This window comes from Pseudomonas sp. HY7a-MNA-CIBAN-0227 (assembly GCF_040310325.1).
GTDB lineage: Bacteria > Pseudomonadota > Gammaproteobacteria > Pseudomonadales > Pseudomonadaceae > Aquipseudomonas.
In genome coordinates this window covers 145,759-158,711 of record NZ_JBEOPT010000005.1, presented here as the reverse complement: position 1 = coordinate 158,711, position 12,953 = coordinate 145,759, and the positions used below count along the sequence as shown (strand labels likewise).

Sequence of the window (12,953 nt, the reverse complement as noted above, 5' to 3'; positions counted from 1 at the left end):
AATGGTATCGTCGCTTCCCTCAAAGCCCTGTACCACCTGACTTGTGTAGGACAATTGCGGCAGTTCGTCGCGCTTTTCCTGAGTTTGACCCCAAGGTTCAGTCGACAGACGGCCTGAGAACGACACAAAAAGCTGTTATAAAGTTGCGCGCAAACCCATATAGAGCCTTGCCTAATGCGACCATTTTTCAAGACATGGCTAACCATTTGCCTATTAATGCCACTGGCCGCCCACGCCACCAATCGTGAGCAACGACTTCCGAACGTTAACGGTTTCACCCCTAAAGTTCATGCCACTACCAGCTCCGCCAAATCGGTAAAGCTGACCGTCAAGCGCCCGACTCAACTGAGCAAGGCCCACGGTAAAGCAACACCCGGCCTGATAGCGGTCAATACCAAGCAAAGCAGTACCGTCTTGAGCCGCGCCGTCAACGTGCTCGGCACTCCTTATCGTTGGGGCGGCAGCAGCCCAAGTAAAGGGTTCGACTGCAGCGGCTTGGTGAAATATGCATTTAATGATGTTGCCGCGGTTGATTTGCCGCGCACCTCCAATGCCATGGCCAACGGCCACGGGCAAAAGGTTGATCGCAAGGACCTGAAACCGGGCGACCTGCTGTTCTTCAAGCTCAAGAGCCGCCAGGTCAATCATGTTGCCATCTACCTGGGCAACGACCGCTTCATCCACGCACCACGCCGTGGCAAGTCGGTCAGCATCGACACGCTGAAAAAACCGTTCTGGGACAAGAACTACGTGATTGCCAAGCGCGTGCTGCCTAAAGAACAAAACAATCTGCGGATTGTGCAGCGCTGATCGGCTTACTGTAGGAGCAAGCTCGCTCCTACAGTTCCCCAGGCACCCTCGCCTTCTCCCGCGCATCCTCGCGACGGATCAGACCCTGGCTGACCAAAGCCTTCAAGCTCATGTCCAACGTCTTCATTCCCAACGTCCCACCCGTCTGAATCGCCGAATACAGCTGCGCCCCCTTGTCCTCGCGGATCAGGTTACGGATCGCCGGTGTGCCGAGCATGATTTCATGGGCCGCCACCCGTCCGCCGCCGATCTTCTTGATCAACACTTGTGACACCACCGCCTGCAATGACTCCGAGAGCATTGAGCGGACCATGGCCTTTTCCCCGCCCGGAAACACATCCACCACCCGGTCCACGGTTTTCGCCGCCGACGAGGTGTGCAGGGTGCCAAACACCAAATGCCCGGTTTCCGCCGCGGTCAGCGCCAGGCGGATGGTTTCCAGGTCGCGCATCTCGCCCACCAGGATGACGTCAGGGTCTTCGCGCAGTGCCGAGCGCAAGGCTGTCGAAAAGCTATGGGTATCGCGATGCATCTGCCGCTGGTTGATCAGGGCGTTTTTCGGCTGGTGGACAAATTCGATGGGGTCTTCAAGGGTAAGGATGTGTTGATGACGGTGGTTGTTGAGGTAATCGATCATCGCCGCCAGGGTGGTGGATTTCCCGGAGCCGGTAGGGCCGGTGACCAATACCAGCCCCCTGGGTAGATCGGCGATCCGCCGAAACACCTCGCCCAACCCCAGGCTTTCCAGGCTCTGGACCTTTGACGCAATAGTGCGGAACACCGCCCCAACGCCCCGATGCTGCTGAAAGACATTCACCCGAAAGCGCCCCACGTCGGGCAACTCGAAGGCGAAATCCGTTTCAAGAGATATTTCGAAATCCTTTTGCTGGTGTTTGTTGAGTAAAGGGCTGAGCAGATCCGCAACTTGCGTAGAGCTCAGCACCGGCCAGTCGAGCGCACGAACCTCGCCATCGACCCGCACCATCGGCGCCAGCCCGGCCGACAGATGCAGGTCGGACGCGCCCTGGCTGACGCTTGCAGCCAGCAATTGAGTGATATCCATAGGGCTTTCCATTTCCAGTAGAATGCCGCGGACTCCATATCCACGGGCGCATCTTGAATGTCGACGATAGCAGACAACATCGGCCTGGTTAGTGACCGGATCCGCGCGGCGGCCCAGGCCGTACAGCGCGACGAACACAGCATCCACCTGCTGGCCGTCAGCAAGACCAAACCCGCGCAAGCCGTGCGCGAAGCCTATGCCGCCGGGATGTGCGACTTTGGCGAGAACTATCTGCAGGAAGCGCTCGGCAAACAGCTGGAATTAACCGACCTACCCTTGAGTTGGCACTTCATTGGCCCCATTCAATCGAACAAGACTCGTGCGATCGCCGAGAATTTCGCTTGGGTGCATTCCGTGGACCGCCTGAAAATCGCACAACGCCTGTCCGAGCAACGTCCGGCCAACCTGCCGCCGCTCAATATCTGCATTCAGGTCAACGTCAGTGGCGAAGACAGTAAATCCGGCTGTACACCCGCAGATTTGCCGGCACTGGCCGAAGCAATAAACGCCCTGCCACGCTTGAAGCTGCGCGGTTTGATGGCGATTCCCGAACCGTCTGAAGATCGGGCAGCCCAGGACGCCGCGTTCTCAGCTGTACGCGATCTGCAAGCAAGCCTGAACCTGCCACTGGACACACTTTCCATGGGCATGAGCCACGACCTTGAGTCGGCCATCGCCCAAGGCGCCACTTGGGTGCGGATCGGTACCGCCCTGTTTGGCGCCCGCGACTACGGCCAGCCGTGAAATGGCTGACTTCCATCTGAGTAAGGACCTGTCATGAGCAACACGCGTATTGCCTTTGTCGGCGCTGGTAACATGGCGGCCAGCCTGATCGGCGGCCTGCGGGCCAAGGGCCTGGAAGCGGACCGGATTCGCGCCAGCGACCCCGGCGCCGAGACCCGCGCCCGCGTCAGCGCTGAACACGGCATCGAAGTCTTCGCCGACAACGCCGAGGCCATTCAAGGCGTCGACGTGATCGTGTTGGCGGTCAAGCCACAGGCCATGAAAGCCGTGTGCGAAAGCCTGCGCCCGAGCCTCAAACCCCATCAACTGGTGGTGTCCATTGCCGCCGGCATCACGTGTGCCAGCATGAACAACTGGCTCGGGGCCCAGCCGATTGTGCGCTGCATGCCCAATACCCCGGCGCTGCTGCGTCAGGGTGTGAGCGGGTTGTATGCCACCAGCGAAGTTAACGCGGCACAACGTGATCAGGCGCAAGAGCTGTTGTCGGCTGTCGGCATCGCCCTGTGGCTGGAACAAGAGCAACAACTGGACGCCGTCACCGCCGTATCCGGCAGTGGTCCTGCGTACTTCTTCCTGCTGATTGAAGCGATGACCGCCGCCGGCGTGAAGCTTGGCCTGCCTCGGGAAACTGCCGAGCAACTGACCCTTCAAACCGCGCTGGGCGCCGCGCACATGGCGGTGGCGAGTGATGTCGATGCCGCCGAACTGCGCCATCGCGTGACCTCGCCGGGTGGTACCACACAAGCTGCGATCGAATCGTTCCAGGCCGGGGGCTTTGAAGCCCTGGTGGAAAAAGCATTGGGCGCCGCCGCGCACCGCTCGGCCGAGATGGCCGAACAACTAGGTCAATAAGGAGCCAACATGATTGGTTTGAACACCGCAGCCGTCTACGTGCTGCAAACCCTCGGCAGTCTGTACTTGCTGATCGTGCTGTTGCGTTTTGTCCTGCAACTGGTACGGGCAAACTTCTACAACCCGCTCTGCCAATTCGCCGTGAAGGCTACGCAGCCGCTGCTCAAGCCATTGCGCCGAGTGATCCCGAGCCTGTTCGGCCTGGACATGTCCTCGCTGGTACTGGCGATTCTGGTGCAGTTGGCGTTGATGGCCCTGACGTTGCTGCTGACCTACGGCACTACCGGCAATTTCCTGCAGTTGGTGGCCTGGTCCCTGATCGGTGTGACCGCGCTGTTTCTGAAGATCTTCTTCTTTGCCCTGATCATCAGTGTGATCCTGTCCTGGGTCGCACCGGGCAGCCATAACCCTGGCGCCGAACTGGTCAACCAGATCTGCGAGCCTGCCCTGGCGCCGTTCCGCAAGATTCTGCCGAACCTGGGCGGCCTGGATATTTCGCCGATCCTCGCCTTCATGACGCTCAAGCTGCTGGATATGCTGGTGATCAACAATCTGGCGGCCATGACCCAAATGCCGGACATCCTGCGCCTGCTTATCTGATGAGCTATTTCCGCTGGGACGGTGACGATCTGATTCTGGATTGTCACCTGCAACCTGCAGCCCGCAGCAACGAGTTCGCGGGCCTGCACGGCGAACGCCTGAAAATCCGCCTCACCGCCCCGCCGGTGGAGGGCAAGGCCAATGCCTACCTGATGGCGTTTCTGGGCAAGGCCTTTGGCATCCCTAAAAGCCAGGTCAGCCTGATCAGCGGAGAGCTGAATCGGCAGAAACGGGTTCGGCTGAAGGCGCCTAAAAAGCTTCCTGACTTACCGGGGTTGGTGCGCCCGGCCTGATCGCTTGCCGCTGAGGCCCCCGCTCTTTAGACTTACGCCTCATTTAAACGAGAGCAGGGTCGATGCCAACTGCCTTTCCCCCCGATTCTGTTGGACTGGTCGTGCCACAAGTGGCGCACTTCAGCGAACCGCTGGCCCTGGCCTGCGGCCGTTCGCTGCCAGCCTACGACCTGATCTACGAAACCTATGGCGAACTGAACGTCACGGCCAGCAACGCCGTGCTGATCTGCCATGCCCTGTCCGGCCACCATCACGCAGCCGGTTTCCACAACGTCGACGAGCGCAAGCCCGGCTGGTGGGACAGCTGCATCGGCCCTGGCAAGCCTATCGACACCAACAAGTTCTTCGTGGTCAGCCTGAACAACCTCGGCGGTTGCAACGGTTCAACCGGCCCCAGCAGCCTCAATCCGGAGACTGGCCGACCGTTCGGCGCCGACTTCCCGGTACTGACCGTGGAAGATTGGGTCCACAGCCAGGCGCGCCTCGCTGATCTGCTGGGCATCGGCCAATGGGCAGCGGTGATCGGCGGCAGCCTGGGCGGCATGCAAGCCCTGCAATGGACCATCACTTATCCGGATCGGGTGCGCCATTGCCTGGCCATTGCCTCAGCGCCCAAGTTGTCGGCGCAGAACATCGCCTTCAACGAAGTGGCACGCCAGGCGATCCTCACCGACCCCGAGTTCCATGGCGGTTCGTTCCAGGAAGCTGGCGTGATCCCCAAGCGCGGGCTGATGCTGGCGCGGATGGTGGGACACATCACTTACCTGTCGGATGACTCCATGGGCGAGAAATTCGGCCGTGGCTTGAAGAGCGAGAAGCTCAACTACGACTTCCACAGCGTCGAGTTCCAGGTCGAAAGTTACTTGCGCTATCAGGGTGAAGAGTTTTCCGGGCGTTTCGACGCCAACACCTACCTGCTGATGACCAAGGCCCTGGACTACTTCGACCCGGCAGCGAACTTCGACGATGACCTGGCGAAAACCTTCGCCAATGCCACATCCAAGTTCTGCGTAATGTCGTTCACCACCGACTGGCGCTTCTCCCCGGCCCGTTCGCGGGAGCTGGTAGATGCACTGATGGCTGCGAAGAAAGACGTCTGCTACCTGGAGATCGACGCACCGCAGGGCCACGACGCCTTCCTGATCCCGATCCCGCGCTACCTGCAAGCGTTCACCCACTACATGAACCGCATAAAACTGTGAGAACGCCATGAGAGCCGACCTGGAAATTATCCAAGACTGGATCCCCGCCGGCAGCCGCGTGCTCGACCTGGGTTGCGGCGATGGCGAACTGCTGAGCTGGCTGCGGGACAACAAGCAAGTCACCGGCTATGGCCTGGAAAACGACCCGGACAACATTGCCCAGTGCGTGGCCAAGGGTATCAACGTCATCGAGCAGGACCTGGACAAGGGGCTGGGCAACTTCGCCAGCAACAGTTTCGATATCGTCGTCATGACTCAGGCCCTGCAAGCCGTGCACTACCCGGACCGGATTCTCGACGAAATGTTGCGGGTAGGCCGCCAGTGCATCATCACCTTCCCCAATTTCGGCCACTGGCGCTGCCGCTGGTACCTGGCCAGCAAGGGCCGGATGCCGGTGTCAGATTTCCTGCCGTACACTTGGTACAACACGCCGAACATCCACTTCTGCACCTTCGAGGATTTCGAAGCGCTGTGCAGTGAGCGCGAAGCCAAAGTCATCAACCGCCTTGCTGTCGACCAACAGCACCGCCACGGGTGGGCCAGTAAGCTATGGCCTAATCTGTTGGGTGAGATCGGGATTTACCGGGTCAGCAGTCCAGGCCTGACAGACCATCAGATTGCCATCTAACAACCCTATTTAAGGAGGACGATCATGAGTCGCCTGGCTGTTTTTCTACTCACCGCGTGCCTAAGCGTCACGGCCATGGCCGCCGATGTTATCAAGGGTGAGCGCAAGGAAGTGTTTGGTGATATCACCGTTCACTACAGCACCTTCAATTCCACCTTTTTGCAACCCGATGTGGCCCAGGCGGTTGAGCTGGTGCGCAGCAAGCAGCAGGGCGTGATCAACGTTTCTGTGATCAAGGGCGGCACTCCGTTAACCGCACAGGTCAGCGGTACGATCAAAGAGTTGAGCGGCAAGAGCGTGCCTCTGAGCTTCAAGCAGATTACTGAAAAGGGGGCGATTTATTACCTCGCCCAATACCCGGTGCCCCAGCAAGAAATCCGGGTTTTTACCATCAACGTTGAAACCGGCGGCAAAGCCCACGGTTTCAGTTTCAACCAAGAACTGTTTCCGGCCGAATAATGAACCTCACGCAACTCGTACTGGCCAGCCATAACGCCGGCAAACTCAAAGAACTCCAGGCCATGCTCGGCGAGTCGGTGCAACTGCGCTCGATTGGCGAGTTCAGCACCGTCGAGCCGGAAGAGACCGGCCTGTCATTCGTCGAGAACGCCATCCTCAAGGCCCGCAATGCTTCGCGCATCTCGGGCCTGCCGGCCCTGGCAGACGATTCGGGGCTGGCGGTGGACTTTCTTGGCGGTGCGCCGGGCATTTATTCAGCCCGTTATGCCGATGGCCAAGGCGATGCGGCGAACAACGCCAAGCTGCTGGACGTACTCAAGCACGTGCCCGACGCTGAGCGCGGCGCACAGTTCGTCTGTGTGCTGGCCTTGGTGCGTCACGCTGACGACCCGTTGCCGATCCTCTGCGAAGGCCTGTGGCACGGGCGTATCCTGCATACAGCCAGCGGAGCCCACGGTTTTGGTTATGACCCGCTGTTCTGGGTACCAGAGCGCGACTGCTCAAGTGCCGAGCTGAGTCCGGCAGACAAGAACCAGATCAGCCACCGCGCCCGTGCAATGGATTTGCTGCGCCAGCGTCTGGGCCTGAAATGATCCAGAACACCTCTGCGCAGCCACTGATCCTCGGTGGCGCGCAAACACCTCGGGCGGCCCTGCCTCACCTGCCGCCCCTGGCGCTGTACATCCACATCCCGTGGTGCGTGCGTAAATGTCCCTATTGCGACTTCAACTCCCACACCGCCAGCCCCGTGTTGCCGGAAGAAGAGTACGTCGATGCCTTGCTGGCTGACCTTGATCAGGACCTGCACGCCGTTTACGGCCGCGAACTGAGTTCGATCTTCTTCGGCGGCGGCACCCCCAGCCTGTTCAGCGCAACCGCGCTGGGCCGGCTGCTCAAGGGCGTGGAACAACGTATCCCGTTTGCCTGCGACATCGAGATTACCCTGGAAGCCAATCCCGGAACCTTCGAGCAAGAGAAGTTCGTGGCTTATCGCAAGCTGGGAATCAATCGACTGTCCATTGGCATCCAGAGCTTCCAGCAGGAAAAACTCAAGGCCCTGGGCCGAATCCACAATGGTGACGAAGCCATACGTGCCGCCGGTATGGCGCGTCAGGCAGGGTTCGACAACTTCAACCTGGACCTGATGCACGGCTTGCCCGATCAGTCCCTGGATGACGCCCTGGACGACCTGCGCCAGGCCATTGCCCTCAAGCCCACACACCTGTCGTGGTATCAACTGACCCTGGAACCCAACACGGTGTTCTGGAACCAGCCGCCGACACTGCCGGAAGACGACACCTTGTGGGATATCCAGGAGGCAGGCCAAGCCCTGCTGGCCGAACACGGTTACGCCCAGTATGAAGTCTCGGCCTACGCCCAGACGGGCCGGCCGGCGCGGCACAACCTCAATTACTGGAGTTTCGGCGACTTTATCGGCATCGGCGCCGGCGCCCACGGCAAGCTCAGCCATCCAGACGGGCGCATCGTGCGCACCTGGAAAACCCGCCTGCCCAAGGACTACCTCAACCCGGCAAAGAACTTCCAGGCCGGCTCGAAAGAACTGACCAATGATGAGTTGCCGTTCGAGTTCCTGATGAACGCCCTGCGCCTCACCGACGGCGTCGAAGCCAGGCTCTACACCGAGCGCACCGGCCTGGACCTGGCCAGCCTCAGTGAAGCCCGCCGCGAGGCAGAACAAAGTGGCTTATTGCAGGTCGAACCGTCACGCCTGGCGGCCACCGACCGCGGGCAACTCTTTCTCAATGACCTGCTGCAGAAGTTTTTGAGCTGATAGCTCTAAGGAAATCGAATGGATTTGGTACTCGACCTGCTCGCCACCGTATCCCGCTGGAGCCGCAGCAACCTGTCGGAAATCTCCCTGGCCCTCGTCGGCTGCCTGCTGGTGGTGTTTGGCGCCGACATCAAGGGCTGGGTCGACGCCCGCATGGGCAGCATCGCAGGCGCGTTGCGCGTACCGCTGATGGCCCTGGTGTGCATGATCGGCAGTGGCGCCGCGTTGATCTACGCCACACCGTGGATTGTTCGGGGGCTGAGCCAGTTCAACAACTACAGCCTGGCGCCAGTGTTGTTGGTGGTGCTGGTGTTGATTGGGGTTGTAGCGGATCGACGCTGACCTCAAACCCAACACAAAAAAAATGTGGGAGCTGGCTTGCCTGCTCCCACATTTGATTGCATTTCAGCTTTCTAGCTGATTAAGACAGCTTCTCGAACTTCATATCCCAAACCCCATGCCCCAGTCGCTCGCCGCGACGCTCGAACTTGGTGATCGGCCGTTCGGTCGGACGCGGGACGCATTTGCCGTCTTCGGCCAGGTTGCGGTAGCCGGGGGCGACGTCCATGACTTCCAGCATGTACTCGGTGTACGGTTCCCAGTCGGTGGCCATATGCAGGATGCCGCCGACCTTGAGCTTGCTGCGTACCAGCTCCGCGAAGGAAGCCTGGACGATGCGGCGCTTGTGGTGACGGCTCTTGTGCCATGGGTCGGGGAAAAATAGCATCAGGCGGTCGAGACTATTGTCAGCGATGCAACGGTTGAGCACTTCAATGGCGTCGCAGTCGTAGACCCGCAGGTTGGTCAGGCCCTGGGTGAGCACGCCGTTGAGCAGCGCACCGACACCCGGACGGTGCACTTCGACACCGATAAAGTCCTGTTCCGGCGAGGCCGCGGCCATTTCCAGCAGGGAGTGGCCCATGCCGAAGCCGATTTCCAGGGAGCGCGGGGCCGAGCGGCCAAACACTTGGTCGAAGTCCACCGGCGCGTCGGCCAGGGGCAGGACGAACAGCGGCGTGCCCTGCTCCAGGCCCTTTTGCTGGCCTTCAGTCATGCGCCCAGCGCGCATCACGAAGCTCTTGATGCGGCGGTGCTGGCGCTCTTCGCCTTCTTCCACAGGGTTCGGCGTTTCGTTTGATTCAGTCATCAATGGCTCTTACTTGATCAGACCATCCAGCGGCGAGGAGGCGCTGGCGTAAAGTTTTTTCGGCATACGCCCGGCGAGGTACGCCAGGCGACCGGCGACAATGGCGTGCTTCATGGCTTGCGCCATCATGATCGGTTGCTGCGCGTTGGCGATGGCCGAATTCATCAGCACCGCTTCGCAGCCCAGCTCCATGGCGATGGTGGCGTCGGAGGCGGTACCGACACCGGCGTCCACCAGCACAGGAATCTTGGCTTCTTCGAGGATGATCTGCAGGTTGTAAGGGTTGCAGATCCCCAGGCCAGTGCCGATCAGGCCAGCCAGCGGCATCACGGCGATACAGCCGATTTCCGCCAGTTGACGGGCGATGATCGGGTCATCGCTGGTGTAGACCATCACGTCGAAGCCTTCCTTGACCAGGATTTCAGCGGCCTTGAGGGTTTCGATCACGTTGGGAAACAGGGTTTTCTGGTCGGCCAGGACTTCCAGCTTCACCAGGTTGTGGCCGTCGAGCAGTTCACGGGCCAGGCGGCAAGTGCGCACGGCCTCGATAGCGTCGTAGCAACCGGCGGTGTTCGGCAGGATGGTGTAGCGATCCGGCGGCAGGATATCCAACAGGTTCGGTTCGCCCGGGTTCTGGCCGATATTGGTGCGGCGCACGGCAACCGTGACGATCTCGGCGCCCGAGGCTTCGATGGCCAGGCGGGTTTCTTCCATGTCGCGATACTTGCCGGTGCCTACCAGCAAACGCGACTGGTAGGTACGACCGGCCAGGACGAAGGGCTTGTCGCTACGAACGATGCTCATGGGAAATCCTCTGTTGGGGTGAGGTTCTGCAGAATGCGGGGTGGCGCGCTTACGCGCCGGGCGAACGGCTAGCCGCCGCCGATAGCGTGGACCACTTCGACCTGGTCACCCTCGGTGAGCGCGGTCTCGGCGTGCTGGCTACGCAGGACGATATCCTGATTGAGCTCCACTGCGACGCGGCGTCCGGTCAAGTCCAGACGGGTCAGCAGGGTCGCAACGGTTTCACCGTCGGGCAGTTCAAAGGGTTCGCCGTTCAACTGAATGCGCATGCCGCAGGCCGCCATCGTTTTTAGGGGCCAGCATTCTAGCTCGATCGGCCTTGCCGACCCAAGGCCCTTCGTCAGCTGCAAGCGGCAAGCTTTAAGCCGAGAGTTGCAAGCGCCAGGCAGCCAGGCCAAGGCACAGCCAACCAATCAGGAACGCCAAGCCGCCGAACGGCGTAATGATCCCAAGTTTGCTGATGCCGGTCAGCGTCAGCAGGTACAGGCTGCCGGAGAACAGCAGGATGCCGACGACAAACGACATGCCCGCCCAGGTGACCAGCCGACCGGGAATGTGCGCGGCCAGCAGAGCCACGCCGAACAGTGCCAGGGTATGTACCAGTTGGTAGGTCACGCCGGTGTGGAAAATCGCCAGATAGTCGGCGCTCAGTCGGTTTTTCAGGCCGTGGGCGGCAAACGCACCAAGGGCGACACCGGTGAAACCAAAAAAGGCAGCCAGTAACAGAAAGCCACGCAGCATGAGGAACTCCAGTCAGACTCATTGGGCAGGGTCTGTATAATGGCCCGCTCAAACGGTTCGGCCAAGCCATCTCTATGCTGCGTCTCCTCTTCAGTCGTTTCCTCAAAGCCGTGAAATGGTTTGCCATCGGCAGCGTTTTGCTGGTGCTGCTGTTTCGCGCGGTACCGCCACCGGGAACCGCGTTGATGGTCGAGCGCAAGGTCGAGTCCTGGTTCGACGGCGAACCCATTGACCTGCAGCGCAGCTGGGTGCCGTGGGATGAAATCTCCGAGGATCTGAAAGTAGCGGTGATGGCTGGCGAGGATCAGCGCTTTCCCCAGCATTGGGGCTTTGATTTTGGTGCGATCCAGGCCGCCTTGCTGCATAACGAGCGCGGCGGTTCGCTTCGCGGTGCCAGCACCTTGAGCCAGCAAGTGTCGAAGAACTTGTTCCTGTGGGCCGGGCGCAGTTGGCTGCGCAAGGGGCTGGAGGCGTGGTTTACCGGGCTGATCGAGACTCTTTGGCCCAAGCAGCGAATTCTTGAGGTGTACCTCAACAGCGTGGAGTGGGATGAAGGGGTATTTGGCGCGGAGGCGGCGGCACGGCATCACTTTGGCGTGAGCGCGAAGTCCCTGAGCCGTCAGCAGGCCAGTTATCTGGCGGCGGTGCTGCCTAACCCACGGGTTTGGAGCGCCAGTCATCCGACTGCTTATGTAGCCCGACGGGCCGCCTGGATTCGCCAGCAGATGAGTCAGTTGGGTGGCGACAGTTACCTGAATGAACTGAGCAATTCGCGTAAGGCGCCATGGGCCGACTGATTGTTTCCAGCACCAAAAAAAATGCCCCGATCTTTCGATCGGGGCATTTTTTATGTCTTTCGCAGCGTTTTAAGCGGCGATCGACAGTTTCAGCTTATTCATCGCGCTTTTCTCAAGCTGACGAATCCGCTCGGCCGACACGTTGTACTTCTGCGCCAAGTCGTGCAGCGTGGCTTTTTCTTCTGCCAGCCAGCGCTGGTAGAGGATGTCACGGCTGCGGTCGTCCAGCACTTCCAGTGCTTCGTGCAGGTTGTGGTTGGAGTTATCGCTCCAGTCGGCATCTTCCAGTTGACGTGCCGGGTCATACCGGTGGTCTTCCAGGTAGTTGGCCGGCGATTGGAAGGCGCTGTCGTCGTCCGCTTCCGCGGCCGGGTCAAAGGCCATGTCATGGCCGGTCAAGCGACTTTCCATCTCGCGCACTTCCCGAGGCTCCACACCGAGGCTTTCCGCCACGCGATGGACTTCCTCGTTATTCAGCCACGCCAGGCGTTTCTTCTGGCTGCGCAGGTTGAAGAACAGCTTGCGCTGGGCCTTGGTGGTCGCCACTTTCACGATGCGCCAGTTGCGCAGGATGAACTCGTGGATTTCCGCCTTGATCCAGTGCACGGCAAACGACACCAAACGCACACCCATCTCAGGGTTGAAGCGCTTTACCGCCTTCATCAGGCCGACGTTGCCTTCCTGGATCAGGTCAGCCTGGGCCAGGCCGTAGCCGCTATAGCTACGGGCAATATGTACAACAAAACGCAGGTGGGCGAGCACCATCTGCCGAGCCGCCCCCAAATCCTGCTCATAGTAGAGACTCTCGGCCAGTTCACGCTCCTGCTCGGGCGTCAGCAATGGAATGCTGTTGACCGTGTGCACATAAGCTTCCAGGTTCGCACCCGGGACCAAGGCATAAGCAGGTTGCAAAGAAGTGGTCATACGAAAAAACCTCCGACTCACATAACTCGTGCAGTTCAGCACTGCGAAAATTGACCGGGAACCGTAGGACAAGTTCCCTAAACCGCTGATACGGTCA

At 60.1% G+C, this 12,953-nt stretch carries 18 protein-coding genes; 12 read left to right on the top strand and 6 right to left on the bottom strand.

Going from position 1 to position 12,953, the window contains the following annotated elements; all coding sequences use genetic code 11:
* The first annotated feature begins 174 nt into the window (after nucleotides 1–174).
* Nucleotides 175–810 carry a C40 family peptidase gene (locus AAEZ06_RS10700; protein ID WP_149412207.1) on the top strand — a complete coding sequence of 212 codons (636 nt, stop codon included), beginning with the start codon at nucleotides 175–177 and terminating at the stop codon, nucleotides 808–810.
* Nucleotides 811–838: 28 nt separating this feature from the next.
* Here AAEZ06_RS10700 and AAEZ06_RS10695 read toward each other — a convergent pair whose 3' ends face one another.
* A complete protein-coding gene (locus AAEZ06_RS10695) occupies nucleotides 839–1,873 on the bottom strand; it encodes a type IV pilus twitching motility protein PilT (protein ID WP_149412208.1) in 1,035 nt (344 codons plus the stop codon).
* A gap of 57 nt (nucleotides 1,874–1,930) precedes the next feature.
* On the opposite strand from AAEZ06_RS10695, the gene AAEZ06_RS10690 reads away from it, so the two are divergent.
* The 10 genes from AAEZ06_RS10690 to AAEZ06_RS10645 all read left to right on the top strand — a co-directional run bounded on the left by AAEZ06_RS10690 (nucleotide 1,931) and on the right by AAEZ06_RS10645 (nucleotide 8,785).
* Nucleotides 1,931–2,617 (top strand): YggS family pyridoxal phosphate-dependent enzyme, encoded by a 687-nt coding sequence (locus AAEZ06_RS10690; RefSeq protein ID WP_350614206.1) that lies wholly within the window; start codon nucleotides 1,931–1,933, stop codon nucleotides 2,615–2,617.
* Between the two features lie 33 nt (nucleotides 2,618–2,650).
* On the top strand, nucleotides 2,651–3,469 hold the full coding sequence (gene proC, locus AAEZ06_RS10685; RefSeq protein WP_149412210.1) for a pyrroline-5-carboxylate reductase: 819 nt from the start codon (nucleotides 2,651–2,653) through the stop codon (nucleotides 3,467–3,469).
* 9 nt (nucleotides 3,470–3,478) lie between these two features.
* Nucleotides 3,479–4,069, top strand: coding sequence for a YggT family protein (locus AAEZ06_RS10680; RefSeq protein WP_149412211.1), 591 nt, complete (start codon nucleotides 3,479–3,481; stop codon nucleotides 4,067–4,069).
* Nucleotides 4,069–4,362 (top strand): DUF167 domain-containing protein, encoded by a 294-nt coding sequence (locus AAEZ06_RS10675; RefSeq protein WP_133102440.1) that lies wholly within the window; start codon nucleotides 4,069–4,071, stop codon nucleotides 4,360–4,362. The genes AAEZ06_RS10680 and AAEZ06_RS10675 overlap by 1 nt, the downstream gene beginning before the upstream one ends.
* Before the next feature lie 62 nt (nucleotides 4,363–4,424).
* Nucleotides 4,425–5,564 carry a homoserine O-succinyltransferase MetX gene (metX, locus tag AAEZ06_RS10670; RefSeq protein ID WP_149412212.1) on the top strand — a complete coding sequence of 380 codons (1,140 nt, stop codon included), beginning with the start codon at nucleotides 4,425–4,427 and terminating at the stop codon, nucleotides 5,562–5,564.
* A 7-nt stretch (nucleotides 5,565–5,571) separates the two neighbouring features.
* Entirely contained in the window at nucleotides 5,572–6,192 is a 621-nt protein-coding gene (metW, locus tag AAEZ06_RS10665; protein ID WP_133102442.1) for a methionine biosynthesis protein MetW, read from the top strand.
* Nucleotides 6,193–6,216: 24 nt separating this feature from the next.
* Nucleotides 6,217–6,651 (top strand): DUF4426 domain-containing protein, encoded by a 435-nt coding sequence (locus AAEZ06_RS10660; protein ID WP_350614202.1) that lies wholly within the window; start codon nucleotides 6,217–6,219, stop codon nucleotides 6,649–6,651.
* Nucleotides 6,648–7,244 carry an RdgB/HAM1 family non-canonical purine NTP pyrophosphatase gene (rdgB, locus tag AAEZ06_RS10655; protein ID WP_149412214.1) on the top strand — a complete coding sequence of 199 codons (597 nt, stop codon included), beginning with the start codon at nucleotides 6,648–6,650 and terminating at the stop codon, nucleotides 7,242–7,244. Before AAEZ06_RS10660 ends, rdgB begins: the two co-directional genes overlap by 4 nt.
* Complete coding sequence (hemW, locus tag AAEZ06_RS10650; RefSeq protein ID WP_149412215.1) at nucleotides 7,241–8,443, top strand: radical SAM family heme chaperone HemW; 1,203 nt, start codon at nucleotides 7,241–7,243, stop codon at nucleotides 8,441–8,443. Before rdgB ends, hemW begins: the two co-directional genes overlap by 4 nt.
* Nucleotides 8,444–8,461: 18 nt before the next feature.
* On the top strand, nucleotides 8,462–8,785 hold the full coding sequence (locus AAEZ06_RS10645; RefSeq protein ID WP_133102446.1) for a DUF3392 domain-containing protein: 324 nt from the start codon (nucleotides 8,462–8,464) through the stop codon (nucleotides 8,783–8,785).
* A gap of 79 nt (nucleotides 8,786–8,864) precedes the next feature.
* On the opposite strand, the gene trmB is transcribed toward AAEZ06_RS10645, so the two are convergent.
* The 4 genes from trmB to AAEZ06_RS10625 all read right to left on the bottom strand — a co-directional run bounded on the left by trmB (nucleotide 8,865) and on the right by AAEZ06_RS10625 (nucleotide 11,135).
* On the bottom strand, nucleotides 8,865–9,590 hold the full coding sequence (trmB, locus tag AAEZ06_RS10640; RefSeq protein ID WP_149412216.1) for a tRNA (guanosine(46)-N7)-methyltransferase TrmB: 726 nt from the start codon (nucleotides 9,588–9,590) through the stop codon (nucleotides 8,865–8,867).
* 9 nt (nucleotides 9,591–9,599) lie between these two features.
* Complete coding sequence (locus AAEZ06_RS10635; protein WP_149412217.1) at nucleotides 9,600–10,394, bottom strand: thiazole synthase; 795 nt, start codon at nucleotides 10,392–10,394, stop codon at nucleotides 9,600–9,602.
* 68 nt (nucleotides 10,395–10,462) lie between these two features.
* Nucleotides 10,463–10,663, bottom strand: a complete 201-nt coding sequence (thiS, locus tag AAEZ06_RS10630; RefSeq protein WP_178114366.1) for a sulfur carrier protein ThiS — start codon at nucleotides 10,661–10,663, stop codon at nucleotides 10,463–10,465.
* 91 nt (nucleotides 10,664–10,754) lie between these two features.
* Nucleotides 10,755–11,135, bottom strand: coding sequence for a DUF423 domain-containing protein (locus AAEZ06_RS10625; RefSeq protein ID WP_133102450.1), 381 nt, complete (start codon nucleotides 11,133–11,135; stop codon nucleotides 10,755–10,757).
* A 74-nt stretch (nucleotides 11,136–11,209) separates the two neighbouring features.
* Between AAEZ06_RS10625 and mtgA the strand changes: the two genes are divergently transcribed.
* The gene (mtgA, locus tag AAEZ06_RS10620) at nucleotides 11,210–11,932 is read left to right on the top strand and encodes a monofunctional biosynthetic peptidoglycan transglycosylase (RefSeq protein ID WP_149412219.1); all 723 of its coding nucleotides are present in this window, start codon (nucleotides 11,210–11,212) and stop codon (nucleotides 11,930–11,932) included.
* Between the two features lie 69 nt (nucleotides 11,933–12,001).
* Here the strand turns inward: mtgA and rpoH are convergent, their stop codons facing one another.
* Nucleotides 12,002–12,856: an RNA polymerase sigma factor RpoH gene (gene rpoH, locus AAEZ06_RS10615; protein WP_003176698.1), complete on the bottom strand. Its 855-nt coding sequence runs from the start codon at nucleotides 12,854–12,856 to the stop codon at nucleotides 12,002–12,004.
* Nucleotides 12,857–12,953 lie beyond the last annotated feature (97 nt).